The organism is Photorhabdus sp. RM71S, assembly GCF_042879355.1.
Taxonomy (GTDB): Bacteria; Pseudomonadota; Gammaproteobacteria; order Enterobacterales; family Enterobacteriaceae; genus Photorhabdus; species Photorhabdus kayaii.
The window spans coordinates 32,019-49,306 of the sequence record NZ_JBHFKV010000015.1 but is presented as its reverse complement, the minus strand read 5'-3'; the positions used below and the strand labels follow the sequence as shown (position 1 = coordinate 49,306).

General features: G+C 41.6%; 12 protein-coding genes. 9 read left to right on the top strand and 3 right to left on the bottom strand.

Annotation, left to right across the window (positions count from 1 at the left end; genetic code table 11):
* Positions 1-231: 231 nt before the first annotated feature.
* The gene (gene fruK, locus ACGF5R_RS10440; protein ID WP_112878515.1) at positions 232-1,170 is read left to right on the top strand and encodes a 1-phosphofructokinase; all 939 of its coding nucleotides are present in this window, start codon (positions 232-234) and stop codon (positions 1,168-1,170) included.
* 19 nt (positions 1,171-1,189) lie between these two features.
* On the opposite strand, the gene nfo is transcribed toward fruK, so the two are convergent.
* Both nfo and ACGF5R_RS10430 read right to left on the bottom strand, forming a co-directional pair.
* Positions 1,190-2,032 carry a deoxyribonuclease IV gene (gene nfo, locus ACGF5R_RS10435; protein WP_228902666.1) on the bottom strand — a complete coding sequence of 281 codons (843 nt, stop codon included), beginning with the start codon at positions 2,030-2,032 and terminating at the stop codon, positions 1,190-1,192.
* Positions 2,033-2,269: 237 nt separating this feature from the next.
* Positions 2,270-3,352, bottom strand: coding sequence for a YeiH family protein (locus ACGF5R_RS10430; protein WP_112878513.1), 1,083 nt, complete (start codon positions 3,350-3,352; stop codon positions 2,270-2,272).
* 190 nt (positions 3,353-3,542) lie between these two features.
* On the opposite strand from ACGF5R_RS10430, the gene yieE reads away from it, so the two are divergent.
* From yieE to dld, 8 genes are all read left to right on the top strand, one after another.
* Entirely contained in the window at positions 3,543-4,406 is an 864-nt protein-coding gene (gene yieE / locus ACGF5R_RS10425; RefSeq protein WP_112878512.1) for a DNA-binding transcriptional regulator YeiE, read from the top strand.
* Positions 4,407-4,560: 154 nt separating this feature from the next.
* On the top strand, positions 4,561-6,042 hold the full coding sequence (locus ACGF5R_RS10420) for an amino acid permease (RefSeq protein ID WP_112878511.1): 1,482 nt from the start codon (positions 4,561-4,563) through the stop codon (positions 6,040-6,042).
* Positions 6,043-6,370: 328 nt separating this feature from the next.
* Positions 6,371-7,504, top strand: a complete 1,134-nt coding sequence (locus ACGF5R_RS10415; RefSeq protein ID WP_112878510.1) for an ABC transporter substrate-binding protein — start codon at positions 6,371-6,373, stop codon at positions 7,502-7,504.
* A 24-nt stretch (positions 7,505-7,528) separates the two neighbouring features.
* Positions 7,529-8,614, top strand: coding sequence for a FecCD family ABC transporter permease (locus ACGF5R_RS10410; RefSeq protein WP_387690750.1), 1,086 nt, complete (start codon positions 7,529-7,531; stop codon positions 8,612-8,614).
* Complete coding sequence (locus ACGF5R_RS10405) at positions 8,611-9,411, top strand: ABC transporter ATP-binding protein (protein WP_387690748.1); 801 nt, start codon at positions 8,611-8,613, stop codon at positions 9,409-9,411. Before ACGF5R_RS10410 ends, ACGF5R_RS10405 begins: the two co-directional genes overlap by 4 nt.
* 385 nt (positions 9,412-9,796) lie before the next feature.
* Positions 9,797-11,776, top strand: coding sequence for a ligand-gated channel protein (locus tag ACGF5R_RS10400; RefSeq protein ID WP_112878507.1), 1,980 nt, complete (start codon positions 9,797-9,799; stop codon positions 11,774-11,776).
* Between the two features lie 592 nt (positions 11,777-12,368).
* Positions 12,369-13,751 (top strand): APC family permease, encoded by a 1,383-nt coding sequence (locus ACGF5R_RS10395; protein ID WP_387690746.1) that lies wholly within the window; start codon positions 12,369-12,371, stop codon positions 13,749-13,751.
* Between the two features lie 195 nt (positions 13,752-13,946).
* Entirely contained in the window at positions 13,947-15,662 is a 1,716-nt protein-coding gene (dld, locus tag ACGF5R_RS10390) for a D-lactate dehydrogenase (protein ID WP_387690745.1), read from the top strand.
* Between the two features lie 138 nt (positions 15,663-15,800).
* Here dld and sbcB read toward each other — a convergent pair whose 3' ends face one another.
* Positions 15,801-17,231, bottom strand: a complete 1,431-nt coding sequence (gene sbcB / locus ACGF5R_RS10385; protein WP_387690743.1) for an exodeoxyribonuclease I — start codon at positions 17,229-17,231, stop codon at positions 15,801-15,803.
* Positions 17,232-17,288: the final 57 nt, after the last annotated feature.

Sequence of the window (17,288 nt, the reverse complement as noted above, 5' to 3'; positions counted from 1 at the left end):
GAATTTAACTGAAACGATTCAATTTTAGTGATATAAAGTGATATAAATAGAACTGAAAATGCGTAGTAATGATGATGACTATACCCTATGGATTTCAAGATGGATCGCGACGGCAAGGGAGCGAATCCCCGGGAGCATAGCTAACTATGTGACCGGGGTGAGTGAGCGAAGCCAACAAAGAGGCAACTTGAAAGATAACGGGTATATCTACTTAGGAGACATCGGGTAAATATGAGCCGTAGAGTTGCCGCTATCACCCTAAACCCTGCTTATGATTTGGTAGGATTGTGCCCGGAAATCGTCAAAGGGGCGATCAACCGAGTGCAAGCCGCTGGACTACATGCTGCTGGGAAAGGCAATAATGTTGCTAAAGTTTTGCGTGACTTAGGTATTGATGTCACGGTGAGTGGTTTTTTGGGTAAGGAAAATCAGGAAGGATTTCAACAATTCTTCAATGAAAATGGTATGGTAAATCGTTTTCATTTAGTACCAGGCAGAACACGGATTAATGTCAAATTAACAGAAGAAAGCGGTGAAGTGACAGATTTTAACTTCACTGGTTTTTATGTCGGTGAAGCTGAATGGTCGGGATTTGTTAATGATTCGCTTTCATGGCTTGGACAGTTTGATATGGTTATTGTTAGTGGTAGCTTACCAGCTGGTGTCTCTGCTGAATCGTTTACCGACTGGATGGCCTGTCTACGTCAGCTTTGTCCTTGTATTATTTTTGACAGCAGCCGTGAAGCATTGGTTGCAGGGTTAAAAGCATCCCCTTGGTTAGTGAAGCCGAATCGCCATGAGCTTGAAGTATGGACGGGGCGTCTGTTACCTGAGTTATCCGATATCATCATGGCGGCACATCAACTTAGGGATCAGGGAATTGCTCATGTTGTCATATCATTGGGTGAGCAGGGAGCATTATGGGTTAATGCGTCTGGAGCATGGTTGGCGAAACCACCACATTGTAAAGTCGTCAGCACTGTTGGGGCTGGTGATTCAATGGTTGGTGGCTTGGTTTATGGTTTGCTGATGCGGGAATCCAGTGAACATACGTTGCGATTGGCGACCGCTGTATCTGCGCTTGCCGTTAGCCAGCCTAATGTAGGTATCAGCAATCGTCCTGAATTAGCTGCCATGATGGCTAAAGTTGAACTGATACCCGTTAGATAATGCTTTAATTAAAGAATAATTAATTTTGTTGTAATTTCAGCCAGGCAATTTCTTGTGGCCAAATATCTGGGTTTATTGTTTCAAGGATGAGTGGAATACCATCAAAACGAGCATCTTTCATAATATAACTGAAAGGTGTTTTACCAATATTTCCTTCTCCAAGGCTATGATGTCGGTCAACACGGCTGGCAAATTCACTTTTGGCATCATTTAAATGCATTCCGCATAAATATTGAAAGCCAACAATTTTTTCAAACTGTTGAAAAGTTTGTTTACAAGCATCGTTTGTACGTAAATCGTAGCCAGCAGCAAAGGCGTGACAGGTATCAATACAGACACCCACTCGGTTTTTATCTTCAACTCCATCAATAATTGCTGCCAGATGTTCAAATTTGAAACCCAGATTAGTGCCTTGACCTGCCGTATTTTCGATAACAGCAATGACTCCCTGGGTTTTATTGAGAGCAATATTGATAGATTCCGCAATACGCGCCAGGCATTTATCCACATCTATTTTATTGAGATGGCTGCCAGGATGGAAATTCAATAAATCGATCCCTAATTGTTCGCAACGTTGCATCTCATCAATAAAAGCCAGTCGGGATTTTTCCAGTGCTTCAATTTCTGGGTGACCAAGATTAATCAGATAACTATCGTGAGGGAGAATTTGTCGGCTACCATATCCATAACGTTCACAATTTTCTTTAAATTTATCGATAACGTCAGCGGCTAAAGGTGGAGCATGCCACTGGCGCTGATTTTTTGTAAATAGGGCAAAGGCGGTCGCTTTTAGTTCGTGCGCCCGGATAACTGCTTGATCAACTCCACCGGCAGCGCTGACATGTGCTCCAACAAATTTCATATTTTTCTCCTTCTTACTTTACGTCATTATGGCATTGTTCAATCACTCAATGAACCTTAAGTACGGAAAGGTTATATACCCGTTATCTTTCAAGTTGCCTCTTTGTTGGCTGCACTCGCTCACTCCGGTCACATAGTTCGCTATGCTCCCGGGGATTCTCTTCCTTGCCGTCGCGATGCATCTTGAAATCCATAAGGTATATGCTGCTGAAATAAAATTTCTCCGAGTGGATTCTGATCAGCCAAACAGATGTTGAATGCCAAGATTGATCAAAAGACCACCCGCCATCAGCCATGCAAACAAAATTAGAGCTAATAAAATGGGTTTAAATCCGGCCTGACGGATGGCACTCACATGAGTAGTTAAACCCAGTGCCCCCATTGCCATAGTAAGCATAATAGTATCAATATTAATCAGAGAATTAACTATTGCAGCAGGTAGTAAATTGAAAGAATTAAGACCTGCTATTGCAATAAAAATCACCGCAAACCAGGGGATAGTCATTGGTGTTTTCTCCTGATGGTTTCTGCCATTTTTAGTGTGGGCACGGCTAATGTAACGGGATAATAACAACAGGAATGGCGCCAACATCATAACCCTGATCATTTTACTGATAACGGCTGCGTTTTCCGTTTGATCGCTAATAGCATGTCCAATAGCAACAACTTGAGCAACTTCGTGAAGGGTGGAACCAGTAAAGATGCCGAAAGTTTCCTGAGTAAGTGGTAACCACTGATAATGCTCATTGAGTTGATAAAACCACGGATAAATGAAAATAGCGATAGTGCCAAAGATGACAATTGTCGATACCGCAACAGCAACTTTACTGGCGGGGGCATTCACTACTGGCTCTGTTGCCATAATAGCTGCTGCGCCGCAGATACTGCTGCCGGCACCAATCAGTATTACCGTTTGTTGGTCTAATCCAAAGAGTGATTTGCCTAGCCACATTGCAATAAAGAAAGTGGAAGACAACATAGCAGCATCAATCAGAAGGCCGGTAATGCCAACATCGGCAATTTGTTGAAATGTCAAACGGAAGCCATAAAGAATAATACCTGCCCGCAGAAGATAATGTTTTGAGAAATGAATACCCTCATCACAATAAGGTTTGAGTAAAGGATAGACAGTATTACCGGCAATGATCCCTGCAAGGATCGCTAGTGTTAATGTGCCCAGTCCCATATTAATAAACCACGGAATATTTCCGGCATATATTGAAATTGCAGTAAGTATTGCCGCTAATATTAACCCAAGTATTAATTTCATACCGGGAATAGATGATTGTTTGCTGAATTTTTTGGCACGAATGTCAGACATAGATGTTTTTCACTTTGCTTATATGTTTTTAAACATAAGCATATAGCAGACTGATTTATCATTAAAATTGATAATTTATTTATATGTAATCTAAAAAATTGGTAAGAAAGTGGATTTTTGTTAAGTTGTCTATTGCCGTATAAAATTAAAGCAAGCTAACTTTGACTGACACCATATTTTGCGGGGCAATATGCACATCACATTGAGGCAGTTGGAAGTTTTTACTGAGGTATTGAAAAGCGGTTCAACGACGCAAGCCTCTCAGCAATTGGCGCTATCTCAGTCCGCGGTGAGTGCCTCATTAACGGATCTGGAAAGCCAACTTGGCGTACAGCTTTTTGATCGGGTAGGAAAGCGATTGGTGACGAATGAACATGGTCGTCTACTCTATCCCAAGGCGTTGGCATTGCTAGAGCAAGCAGGGGAAATTCAGCAGTTATTCAAACAGGAGTTAGGGGCGTTACGTATCGCTGCCAGTAGCACCATTGGTAATTATATGTTGCCGGAAATGCTGGCAAATTATCGTCAGGATTTTCCTGATACGCCGCTAGAGTTAAATATCAGTAATACGCAGGATGTCATCAATTCTGTGCTGGAATTCCGTGTTGATCTTGGTTTGATAGAAGGTTCCTGTCATAGTCCTGAGTTGATAACTCAACTATGGATGGAGGATGAGTTGGTTATTTTTTCTTCTCCTGAAAATCCGCTAGCTAAACAGGATCTAAAATTGGATGATTTAGTTAAGGCATCATGGATATTAAGGGAGAGGGGATCGGGTACAAGAGAAGTGCTGGATCATCTGTTGTTTGTCCATTTACCTGGGTTCAAGATTTTGATGGAATTGGGAAATTCTGAAGCGATAAAACATGCGGTCAAATTTGGTATGGGCATCAGTTGTTTGTCCAGACGTGTCGTTGCAGAGCAATTGCAAAATCGTACTTTACTGGAGTTAAGAGTGCCAGAATTAAGACTTTTCAGAACATTGTACCTGATTCATCATCGGCAAAAGCATATGTCTATCGCACTGCAGAAATTACTCAGTTACTGCCGGTAAATTTTACGTTTTGTTTAAAATCCAAAATTAGCTGTGTTACTTATAATTTTCTCTAAATTATGAAGGTATCTTATAACAGTGCTTCCTCGCTATTTTGATAGTGAGGATTTGTTACAATCCGCCATCAGATTTATTTGCAGCTAACAGGAACAGAATGTCTCAACAACAAAAAAGTGTTTCCCGGAAACCAGCAACGCAACATTTGCGACGTGAATTGAAAGCTCGGCATCTGGCGATGATTGCCGTTGGCGGATCAATAGGCACCGGGTTATTCGTGGCTTCAGGTGCGACAGTTTCACAAGCAGGGCCTGGCGGAGCATTACTTTCCTATGCATTAATTGGCTTGATGGTTTATTTCCTGATGACCAGTTTGGGTGAACTGGCCGCTTATATGCCCGTTTCCGGTTCTTTCTCAACTTACGGTTCCAAATATGTTGAAGAAGGGTTTGGTTTCGCTCTGGGTTGGAACTACTGGTACAACTGGGCGGTGACTATTGCGGTGGATTTGGTTGCTGCCCAATTGGTCATGGGTTATTGGCTGCCGGATATGCCGGGTTGGATCTGGAGTGCGTTATTCCTCGCGCTGATTTTCCTACTGAATTTTATTTCAGTGAAAGGATTTGGTGAAGCTGAATACTGGTTCTCTTTAATTAAAGTCAGCACGGTTATTGTTTTTATTGTGGTCGGATTACTGATGATCGCCGGCATCATGAAAGGGGCAGAAGGTGCTGGATGGCATAACTGGACTATTGGTGATGCACCTTTTGCCGGTGGTTTCTCTGCCATGATTGGCGTGGCAATGATAGTTGGGTTTTCTTTCCAGGGAACTGAGTTAATTGGCATTGCGGCGGGTGAGTCAAAAGATCCGGCAAAAAATGTTCCCAGTGCTGTACGTAAGGTATTTTGGCGTATTCTGCTATTCTATATTTTTGCGATCCTGATTATCAGTTTGATTGTTCCTTATACTGATCCAAGCCTACTGCGTAATGAGGTCGGTGATATTAGTGTTAGTCCGTTTACGTTGGTATTTGAAAACGCTGGTTTGTTATCCGCCGCAGCTATGATGAATGCGGTTATTTTGACGGCTGTGTTGTCTGCGGGTAATTCAGGTATGTATGCATCGACTCGTATGTTGTTCACATTGGCAAAAGAGGGTAAAGCACCGAGGATTTTTGGCAAATTATCCAAAGGTGGTGTACCACGTAATGCCTTGTATGCAACGACAGTGGTTGCTGCGTTGTGTTTCCTCAGTTCAATGTACGGTAACCAGACCGTCTATCTGTGGTTGTTGAATACTTCTGGGATGACCGGTTTTATTGCATGGTTGGGGATTGCTATTAGCCATTATCGTTTCCGCCGTGGTTATGTAGCTCAGGGGTTGGATTTAAGTAAATTACCTTATCGTTCAGGATTTTTCCCGGTTGGCCCAATCTTTGCGTTTGTTTTGTGTCTAACCATCACATTAGGACAGAATTATCAGGCATTTCTACAAGAAAAAATTGACTGGTATGGTGTAACTGCAACTTATATTGGTATTCCATTATTCCTGTTGATTTGGTTTGGTTACAAATTAGTTAGGAAAACTCACTTTATCAAATATAGCGAGATGAAATTTCCTGATATCGCGAATCAGTGAATGTAAATACGTTAAATCGTGCTTAACAGGCCGGTAGGAATCTTTGAAAAAATTCCTACCGGCTTGGTTTTATGGTTTTTTTAATTCGATTCACGATTAATTTATTATTATCTTAATGTTTTATTTATTTGAGTAGATAAGCCGTTTTTGATAAGAAATTAAAAGAATACACTCATTTTGTGATCAAATAGGTATTTTTTATTTTTCATAGCGTTAATTCATACAATTAATCACGTAATTTACCAAAAATTGTGTAGATCATATTGATAAGTATTCTCATTTGTCCTATTGTTAGTACCATAATTATTAATATGAAAGGGCTAACAAAATGAAATTTATGTCGCGATCCATAGCAAAGAGTATCAGTGTCGGCCTGTTAGCGGGTTCGGCAGTCATGGCAAGCTTCGCATCATGGGCTGAAACGGTCACCGATATAGTTGGTCGTACTGTTGAAGTTCCTGAGAATGTAAATCGTATTTTGTTGGGCGAAGGCCGTTTGTTCCACGCTATCGCTTTACTTGAAGGTGATAAACCACTGGCCCGTATTGCGGGTTGGCAAGGTGATTTCCGCAAACTGGACCCACAGTCTTACGCCGTCTATAAAGCTAAATTCCCTGAGATTGATAAGGTTCCTTTGATTGGTAACACCAGTGCTGATAGTGTCAGCTCTGAAAAAGTGTTAACCCTAAATCCGGATATCGCCATTTTTGGCTTGTCTGGTCATGGTCCTGGTAAAAACAGCGAACTGGTCGCCCAACTTGAAAAGGCAGGTATTCCGGTGGTATTTGTTGATTTTCGTACTGAGCCGTTAAAGAATACTCTGCCGAGCATTCGTATGCTAGGTAAAGTACTAAATCGTGAAAAACAAGCGGCAGAATATGCCGATTTTTACGAGAAAAATGTAAAACTGGTGACTGATATCACCAATAAAATCCCGGAAAAGAAAAAACCAACAGTACTTATCGATTTGAGAGCAGGTGCTTTTGAAGATTGCTGTGCGACTGCCGGTGATGGCAATATGGGTAACTTTATTGATTTGGCTGGTGGTAAAAACATTGCTAAAGGTGTTCTGCCAGGCGCGCTTGGTAATATGAACCTCGAAAAAATTATTGCAGTTGACCCTTATATTTACATTGCTAGTGGGGCAAAAGCGCCAGACAGTAATGAACCTGGCGTAAAACTGGGAGCGCAATCTACGCCTGAACTAGCAAAAGCCAGTCTGAAACAAATGACTGAACGTAAAGGTATTAGCTCGTTGACTGCGGTCAAAGAGGGCAGAGACTATGCGATTTGGCATAACTACTACAACTCTCCATATAATGTGGTAGCGACTCAGGTATTTGCTAAATGGTTCTATCCTGAAAAATTTACAGATTTAGATCCGCAGAAGACACTGAATGAATTACACAGTAAATTCCTGGCAGTTGATCCATCAGGGGTTTATTGGATCAGTGAAAAATAATCAGTAAGTCAGGTAACGGGAATAATGAGTGCCACTACCGAGCCGATGCCAATGGTGAAACAACAATTAGATGACAGCAGTGTAAAAGCCCATTACCAATATATTTTACGCCGCCGTATTGTGATGATGGTCTTCATCGTGCTGATTATTGGTGTTTCACTGGTATTAGATTTTACGATAGGTCCATCAGGTTTATCTTTGTCATCTCTCTGGCAGACTTTAGTATCGCCAGAGAGTGTGGATGCGGGTACACGGGTAATTGTTTGGGATATCCGTTTACCCTATGCCCTGATGGCGGTAGTGATTGGCCTGTCCCTCGGGCTGGCTGGCGCGGAAATGCAGACGATCTTAAATAACCCATTAGCCAGTCCCTCTACTTTAGGGGTTGCCCAAGCGGCTGCATTTGGTGCTGCGTTGGCGATTGTATCTGGTATTGGTATTCCAGGCGTGCCTGATCAATGGTTCATTTCTGCGAATGCTTTTATTTTCGCCTTGTTGGCCGCATTGGTGCTGGATACGATTACTCGTTGGACACGAGTTGCTACGTCTGGGGTTGTATTATTTGGCATTGCATTAGTCTTTACCTTTGAAGCATTGGTTTCCATGATGCAGTTTATTGCAACGGAAGATACCCTTCAGGGGCTGGTACTTTGGACAATGGGTAGCCTTGCCAGAGCAACCTGGATAAAACTGGGTGTTATGTTGTTGGTGTTTGCCGCCGTTTTTCCTATTTCAATGATGAATTCTTGGAAGCTGACAGCGCTGCGCTTGGGTGAAGATCGTGCAATCAGTTTTGGTATTGATGTTCGTCGTCTGCGCTTGGGGACATTATTGCGTATCAGTGTTCTTGCCGCTTTAGCAGTTGCATTTGTTGGGCCAATTGCCTTTATCGGTTTAATTGCGCCACATATTGCCCGCATGATGTTTGGTGAAGATCATCGTTTCTATTTGCCAGCCAGTGCCTTGATTGGTGCACTGGTGCTGTCTATGGCGTCCATCGCCTCGAAAAACTTGATCCCGGGTGTTGTTATTCCGGTTGGGATCGTTACTGCGTTAGTTGGGGTTCCATTCTTCCTTAGCATAATCTTACGTAATAGGGCGAATATATGAATCCGGGATTAACCATTAACAATTTTTTTGCAGGTTATCCGAAACATTCGGTTATTGAAAATCTGAATGTTGCTCCGTTGCCTCGTGGGAAAATTACAGTATTGTTGGGGCCAAATGGTAGCGGTAAATCAACACTTTTGCGTTCTTTGGCTGGTTTAAATCGTGCAAGAGGCCAGCTTTGGCTTGATGGTCAAGATTTGATGAAGATGAGTTTTGTCCAGCGATCGGAAAATGTGGTTTATTTACCACAAAGCTTACCTGCTGGTGTTCATTTGCATGTACTGGAGTCGATTATCGTTGCTCAACGGGCATCCGGAGGGCGTCATTCTGAAACCAGCGAAGAAGAAGTGATGTTGCTGTTACGTCAGTTGGGGATTGAGCACCTGGCGTTATGTTATTTAGATCAGTTATCTGGCGGTCAAAAACAATTAGTCGGATTGGCACAATCGTTAATTCGTAAACCAGCATTATTATTATTAGATGAACCACTTAGTGCGCTGGATTTAAATTATCAATATCACGTAATGGCTTTGGTGGCACAAGAAACTTATCAGCGGAATATTATTACTGTGGTTGTTGTGCATGATATTAATATCGCTTTGCGTCATGGTGACCATGTATTAATGTTGCAAAAAGGGCATTTAATTGCCGAGGGAACTCCTGAGCAGGTTATTACGCCAGATAGTCTGGCACAGGTTTATGGTGTCAAAGGCAGAATTGAACGTTGTTCTCAGGGTATTCCTCAGGTATTAGTTGATGGATTGGTTTCAAAGCTAGTGAGTGAAAATTCATTTTAACTTATTGTTTAAACTATATTTTTAATAAAGCGTAGGCGCAGAATGCGCACAAAAATCAGAACGTGCATTGTCGTATATGAGGAGTGGTTTATTTACCTTGTATTACTGTGTATTTAAAAGCTAAGCCATATTTGAAAGCTACAGCTTTTGTCTGGTTAATGCTGAGATTCATTCTTTACTGTGAAGAATAGTAAATGGAATAAGTTAATAAGATGGATTGTTGTAATTAATAAAAAATATTGTCTTATGTCTTATAGCAATAAGATATAAGAAAAATAATAAAACTACACAGAGGTAAATATTTTATCCTCGTTATTTGAGCACATGTTGATTATCCATTTTTATAGATAAATAAAGTGTAATTATATCTCTTGGAGAATCGGGAATGGGTGTTTTTAATCAAAGAAAAATCGCGTTAGGTATTATTGCTGCAATCTCATCTGGCTCAGTTTTTGCGGCTAGTAGCAGTAATGACACTATTCTTGTCACTACGGCAGCTGGTTTTCAACAGAAAATTGAAGATGCGCCAGCGTCTATTTCTGTGGTGAGCCGTGAACAATTGGAAACTAAGGCTTATCGTGATGTGACTGATGCACTGAAAGATGTGCCAGGTGTCGTTGTTACAGGTGGTGCTAGCAGTAGTGACATCAGTATTCGCGGTATGGCGTCTCAATATACAATGATTCTGGTTGATGGTAAGCGTGTTGATACCCGTGGTACTCGTCCAAACCGTGATAATTCGGGGATTGAACAGGGGTGGTTGCCGCCATTGGCCGCGATAGAACGTATCGAGGTTGTTCGTGGTCCTATGTCTTCTCTTTATGGTTCTGATGCGATGGGAGGGGTGATTAACATCATTACCCGTAAGGCACAGAAAGAGTGGAAAACCAGCTTCCGCGCTGATGGCACTTTGCAGGAGCGTTCTAAATCAGGTAATAGTCATCAGAGTAGTGTGTATACTTCAGGTCCAATTATTGATGGATTATTAGGGCTGAAAGTGAGCGGCCTGTATTCTCACCGTAATGAAGATAAATTTATCGGTGGGTTTAACAAACAGGAAATGCGTAATGGTTCAGCCACTTTCTCTTTCACTCCCGATGAGCAGAATACTTTTGATTTTGAAGCGGGACGTTATGAGCAAGATCGTGATTCTACTGTAGGGAAAACAAAGACAAGTAGTTGGCGATCTCCAGGTAATAGTGAAAGTCGATATAAAAGAAATAATTACTCTATCACCCATAATGGCGTTTACGATTTTGGAACGTCGACAACGTACTTCCAGCGTGATGAATCACGTAATCCTGGTCGTGATATGAAATATTACGATAATTTGTTCAATACTCATACAGTGTTTATGTTGGATGATCATTCATTGAGTATAGGTGGTCAGTATCGTTATGAAGATTTACGCGATGAAGGGAATCAATTAGCTTCTGCTAAAAATATCAATAAGCTGAACCGTTGGAGTTGGGCGTTATTTGCTGAAGATGAATGGCAAATGACCAATGACTTTGCTCTGACCGGTGGTATCCGCATGGATAAAGACGAAAACTTCGGTGACCATTGGACTCCACGTTTGTACGGTGTATGGCATGTTGATGAGCAATGGACGATTAAAGGAGGCGTTTCTACAGGATATCGTTCACCAGAATTACGTCAGGCAGCATCTAATTGGGGGCAGATTACGGGTGGCGGTGGTGATCCAGCGATTATCGTCGGTAATCCGGATTTGAAACCGGAGAAGAGCTTCAATCAGGAAATTGGTGTTATCTGGAACAATCGGGATAACTTTAATGTCGGTTTAACAATATTCAACACTGAATTTAAAGATAAAATTACTGAATTACGTCGTTGTACCGATCCAAGTGGTAAATCTCAGGGTAAATGTGTTATTGATGGCACTGCTTATAAATTTATCAGTGACCGTGTGAACATTGATAAAGCCAATATGCGTGGTGTAGAAGCGACGATGAACTGGGATATTGTTGATAACTGGGTATTGGCTGCAAACTATACGTATACTGATTCTGAGCAAAAGAGCGGTAACTTCAAAGGGAAGCCTTTGAATAAGATGCCTAAACATATGGTGAATGCAACCTTAAACTGGCAGGTTTTACCAGAAATGCAAACTTGGGCGCGTGTTAACTACCGTGGCAAAACGTCGAATTATTTATCACGTACCTCTATGGGGACAGGAACACCGTCTTATACCTTTGTGGATATCGGTGTCAGCTATTATCTGGCTGAAGGTTTACGCTTGGTAGGGGGGGTATATAATGTGTTTGAAAAACAAGTGACTGAAGACACCCATGATATAGTATTGGATGGTCGTCGTTATAACATTGGTATTAATTACGACTTTTGATAATGCGTTCTAACTAACTGTTTTATAATCCTCCTTGTTTGTCGCTGACAAGGAGGATTTTTGTTTTTTGCTTATACCTGTAAAACTGAATAGAAATCCGTTTTGTGTTGTGTTAAAACTTAGCCATATCAAAGAAATGTATATGACACCGTCAAATTCCATAGCGTCATCAATGAGTGTGGTAAAAAATAATGAACTTTTAGTGTGGTGAGTATTGCTATTTCAGGTCTTCAAGTGCAGAATTCGCCCACTAGAGAATAACTGATGCGTTTATATGCGTCGGTTATTTTTTTTGCTTTGACTTATTTTTTACTATACCAGAGGCCGGACTCTGAGCCGGATAGATAATTGGCCCACGATCAACCGCAATGAGAATCGGTTGCCGTAATGAGGAACGCTAATATGGAGCAATTATTTCCTTTCGCACTTGTGCCAATTGGCACATGCTGCTGCATCGATGACTATGGAGCATTGAGCTCTGCATATAATCCAGCCTCTAATTCTACTGCCTATAGGCAGAAGCGAAGTCTTCCCAGTAACTATCGATTAAGTAGTGTCATAACACGAATCGGAGTTATGGGAGGTTTTGCTCATGACTCATAATACTGTAATCACACTAGGCACTAACCAGACTGGTGCTAACAATCGTGTTCAGCTCAGAAAAACACTGACCTTGGTTCAGGTAGTGATGATGGGTCTTGCTTATCTGCAACCTATGACTATCTTTGATACTTTCGGTATTGTTTCTGGTTTGACTAACGGTCACGTAGCGACATCCTACGCTATTGCTTTGATCGCAATTCTGTTTACCGCCGTGAGCTACGGGAAGTTGGTAAAACGTTTCCCTTCTGCTGGATCTGCATATACTTATGCACAAAAATCCATTAGTCCGCATGTTGGCTTTATGGTGGGTTGGTCATCGCTATTGGACTATATGTTCATGCCGATGATTAATATCTTGTTAGCGAAAATTTATCTTCAGGCCATTTTTCCTAGCGTAGATCCGTGGATCTTCGTTGTGGGTTTTGCATTACTGATGACAGCCTTTAACCTGCGTGGCATTAACGTTGTTGCTAATCTCAACACGGCTATTGTTATTGTTCAGGTGGCCATTATGGTCGTATTTGTGGGTTTACTGATCCACGGTGTGTACAACGGGGAAGGAGTAGGAACTTTATGGAATGCGAAACCATTCGTTTCTGAAGATGCCCATTTGATCCCAATGATTACTGGGGCGACGATTTTGTGCTTCTCATTTCTAGGGTTTGATGGCATTAGTTCGTTGTCCGAAGAGACTCCGAATGCTGGTAAGGTGATTCCGAAAGCGATTTTCCTGACAGTATTAATCGGTGGTGTTATCTTCATTGCGGTTTCTTATTTCTTGCAGCTCTATTTTCCGGATATTTCTCGGTTCAAGAACCCGGATGAATCTCAGCCAGAAATTATGCTGTATGTAGCAGGTACCCTGTTCCAATCCATTATTTTGGTGTTCTCTTGTGTCACTGTTTTGGCTTCTGGTATGGCGGCTCACGCGGGGGTTTCCCGTTTGCTCTATGTTATGGGGCGCGATGGTGTATTTCCTGAGAAAATATTTGGCTATGTTCATCCAAAATGGCGGACTCCGATAATCAACGTATTGTTGGTAGGCACCATAGGGTTATCTGCGATTACCTTTGATCTGGTTACTGCAACAGCTCTGATTAACTTTGGTGCGTTGATAGCGTTCACCTTTGTAAACTTATCAGTCATTTCTCAATTCTATATCCGTGAATGTCGTAACCGTACATTAAAAGATATCATTAATTTCTTGATATTACCTGTGATAGGTGCTTGTACTGTTAGCGTACTATGGATGAATCTGGAGCAAAGTTCTATGGAATTGGGGCTAACTTGGGGAGCAATTGGTCTGGTTTATATGGTATTCCTGACCCGTCGCTTCCGTCAGCCGATGCCTCAATGCTCTGAAATGGTTTAATATTTAGCAAAAGAATAATGGCGCCGAATTTGGCGCCATTATTTTTACTATGTTGCTAATTTTACCGTAATAGTTAAGGAAAAGGAGCTTAAGAAAAAAAACAGCGAGGTCGCTTACAGATAAGAAAAATTTCAACGGTAAGCGAAGAAAAACAATCTATGCTCTGAGAGGTAATTGTATATTAAGGAAGAGACTATGAATGATGCAAAGACCTCTCAAAATCAGCAACTCATTACTACCCTGACCAATATTGTCGGTAAATCTCATATCCTGACTGCTCCCCATAAAACTGAACGTTATCGTAAAGGCTTTCGCTCCGGCCAGGGAGATGCTTTAGCCGTTGTGTTTCCCGGCTCGCTGGTGGAACAGTGGCGTGTGTTTAAGGTCTGCGTTGAAGCAGATAAAATCATTTTAATGCAGGCGGCCAACACGGGTATAACTGAAGGTTCTACCCCGAATGGTAAGGATTACGATCGTGACATAGTCATTATTAGCACGCTGCGCATGAATAAAATTCAGATTTTAAAACAGTGTAATCAGGTAGTTGCATTACCTGGCAGTACATTATGGCAACTTGAACGGGCGCTCAAGCCGCTGGGACGTGAACCACATTCAGTTATCGGTTCTTCCTGTATTGGCGCTTCTGTGATTGGGGGCATCTGTAATAACTCAGGAGGTTCTTTAGTTCATCGTGGGCCGGCTTATACCGAAATGGCATTATATGGACGTGTTAATGAGTGTGGTAAGCCAGAATTAATTAATCATCTGGGTATCTATTTGGGAGAAACACCAGAAGAGATTCTCTCTTGTCTGGAAGAACAGCGTTACAGTGATCAGGATGTAGAACAGGGTCAGCGTAAAGCATCTGATCATGAATATGCCCAACGAGTACGTGACGTAGATGCTGATACTCCATCTCGTTTTAATTCTGACGAGCGCCGTTTATTTGAAGCTTCAGGTTGTGCGGGTAAGTTGGTTGTGTTTGCTGTCCGGCTCGATACTTTTCCGGCAGAACCTTTGTCTCAAGTATTTTATATCGGTACCAACCAAACTGGCGTATTGACGGAATTGCGTCGTCATATATTAGCAAATTTTCATAATTTACCGGTGGCGGGTGAATATATGCACCGGGATATTTTCGATATTGCGGAAACTTACGGTAAAGATACTTTCATCATGATTGATAAGCTTGGCACGGATAAGATGCCGGCTTATTTTACTTTGAAAGGGAGAATGGACGCTATTTTCAACCGAATTTCATTTTTACCTGTCAATCTTATCGATCGCATTATGCAGGGGTTAAGTCGTTTACTTTCCTCTCACTTGCCTAAGCGTTTGAAAGAATATCGTAATCGTTTTGAGCACCATTTGATATTAAAAATGTCAGGTGATGGGATTGAAGAGGCCAGAAGCTGGTTGGAAGAATATTTTAGCCGGGTGGAAGGGGATTTCTTTGCTTGTACGCCGGAGGAGGGTGCTAAAGCGTTCTTGCATCGTTTTTCCGCTGGTGGTTCAGCGATCCGTTATCAAGCGGTGCATAGTAACGAAGTAGAGAATATCCTGTCACTTGATATCGCTTTGCGCCGCAATGATCGTGAATGGTTTGAACAATTACCCCCAGAGTTTGATGATGTATTGGTACACAAACTTTATTGCGGGCATTTTATGTGCTACGTGTTTCATCAGGATTACATTGTGAAAAAAGGGGTGGACATACAGGCATTGAAAGAAAGAATGATAGAGCTGCTTGATAAACGAGGAGCGGAATATCCCGCAGAGCATAATGTGGGTCATCTATATCAGGCTAAACTTCAACTTAAGGCTTTTTATCGGATGACTGATCCCACTAACACTCTCAATCCCGGAATTGGGAAAACATCCAAGTTGAAAAATTGGGGTGAAAGATCTTAATGTCAATATTCTCAGTAGTTACAACGTCATGTTGGCACTAGGAAAGTTTAAATCTGTAAAGATTGATGAGAGAGTTATCCTGTCAGAAAGGCGAGTATATATGACTCGCCGTTTTATATTTACCTACTGTCTGTTTAATTATCCGACCAGTTTTGCCGCATACTCCATGAGTGCTTTAAGTTGACGGCATTTTTCTTCGTTGCCTTGATATTCAGTGAAGAGTTGTTCAATTATAAAGAAATATTCACTCAGCTTATCTTGAGTTAATACATCTTGACGATAACGTAACCAGTGTTGTTGTTCATCGTAAGTTAGAGTAGCAGGGTAGTTTCTGGCTCTATAGCGGAATAACAGCGTTTTAATACGTGGGTCCTGAAAAGTCAGATCGAGTGCAGGTAAATTCTGAGGTAATGTCTCACGGATAATATTCATTGCTGCTTTATCGGCACTGCTAAAAAAACCATCATACAGCTTAGCGTCAATATTATCAGATTCAGGGAAAGGTTCTGCCTCTGCAAATAGTTCTACAACTTTTTCTCTAATTTGTGGATTATTTCGCAGAATAGCCAGATTTCTTTCACAATGATCACGATCTAATCCGATACGTTCAGCGTCTTCTGTTCGCAAAGTATTATCGTGGGCGACTATTGGACACTTATTAATATGAACCAGTTTTATCGGGACTGGTGGTTGATCTGGCTGTAATTCATCATGGCGGGTATATAGACGTTCACGCAATGTATCTGCATCCAATTCCAGTAATGGTGAAATATCTCCGGCTAAATCGCACATAATAACCGCATTCTGATTTACCGGATGCCAGGCAAGAGGTGCAACCAAACTGAGGTTGCTGCGAGCAGCGCCAAACATCCCGGAAACATGAACCAGCGGTTTCATTTGGGGAATATCGATGAGGGCGCTAATTTTCTGCTTATTTCTTAACTGAAAGAAATAATTGAACATCCTTGGCTGTACTTCTTTGAGTAATTTTGCCATTGCGATTGTGGCATAGACATCGGACATCGCATCGTGAGCATGTGAATGTTCAACGCCATTTGCCTTAGTCAGATGTTCTAGCTTAAAGCTAGGTAGACCATCTTCATTCTTTGGCCAGACAATACCTTTGGGACGCAAGGCATAACAGGCACGTAATACATCAAGTAAATCCCAACGGGAATTACCTTTTTGCCAACTATAAGCGTACGGATCATAAAAATTGCGGTAAAAAATATTACGGCTGACTTCATCATCAAATCGAATATTGTTATAACCGAGGATACAACTGTTCGGTACACTGAATACATTATGAATCTGGCGGGCAAATTCCGCTTCATTGACCCCTTTTTCTAAGGTAATTTGCGGAGTAATACCTGTAATCATGACAGCTTCTGGTTGTGGCAGATAATCATCAGCAGGTGAACAGTAAATAACTAATGGCTCTTCAATAATATTGAAATCCATATCAGTACGAACACCAGCAAATTGAGCCGGTCTGTCTAAGGCCGGATGTTGACCAAAAGTTTCGTAGTCGTGGATGTAGAAAGTGGGTTGTTCGCTGCTATTTTTCATTGTTGTTCAATGTCCAATGAGGTTAGTTAATTATTTGTTTTTTTCTGCTTTTTAGAG

Coding starts and splice junctions, on each gene's coding strand:
- fruK (WP_112878515.1), top strand. CDS start 232: ATGAGCCGTAGAGTTGCCGCTATCACCCTAAACCCTGCTTATGATTTG.
- nfo (WP_228902666.1), bottom strand. CDS start 2,032: ATGAAATTTGTTGGAGCACATGTCAGCGCTGCCGGTGGAGTTGATCAA.
- ACGF5R_RS10430 (WP_112878513.1), bottom strand. CDS start 3,352: ATGTCTGACATTCGTGCCAAAAAATTCAGCAAACAATCATCTATTCCC.
- yieE (WP_112878512.1), top strand. CDS start 3,543: ATGCACATCACATTGAGGCAGTTGGAAGTTTTTACTGAGGTATTGAAA.
- ACGF5R_RS10420 (WP_112878511.1), top strand. CDS start 4,561: ATGTCTCAACAACAAAAAAGTGTTTCCCGGAAACCAGCAACGCAACAT.
- ACGF5R_RS10415 (WP_112878510.1), top strand. CDS start 6,371: ATGAAATTTATGTCGCGATCCATAGCAAAGAGTATCAGTGTCGGCCTG.
- ACGF5R_RS10410 (WP_387690750.1), top strand. CDS start 7,529: ATGAGTGCCACTACCGAGCCGATGCCAATGGTGAAACAACAATTAGAT.
- ACGF5R_RS10405 (WP_387690748.1), top strand. CDS start 8,611: ATGAATCCGGGATTAACCATTAACAATTTTTTTGCAGGTTATCCGAAA.
- ACGF5R_RS10400 (WP_112878507.1), top strand. CDS start 9,797: ATGGGTGTTTTTAATCAAAGAAAAATCGCGTTAGGTATTATTGCTGCA.
- ACGF5R_RS10395 (WP_387690746.1), top strand. CDS start 12,369: ATGACTCATAATACTGTAATCACACTAGGCACTAACCAGACTGGTGCT.
- dld (WP_387690745.1), top strand. CDS start 13,947: ATGAATGATGCAAAGACCTCTCAAAATCAGCAACTCATTACTACCCTG.
- sbcB (WP_387690743.1), bottom strand. CDS start 17,231: ATGAAAAATAGCAGCGAACAACCCACTTTCTACATCCACGACTACGAA.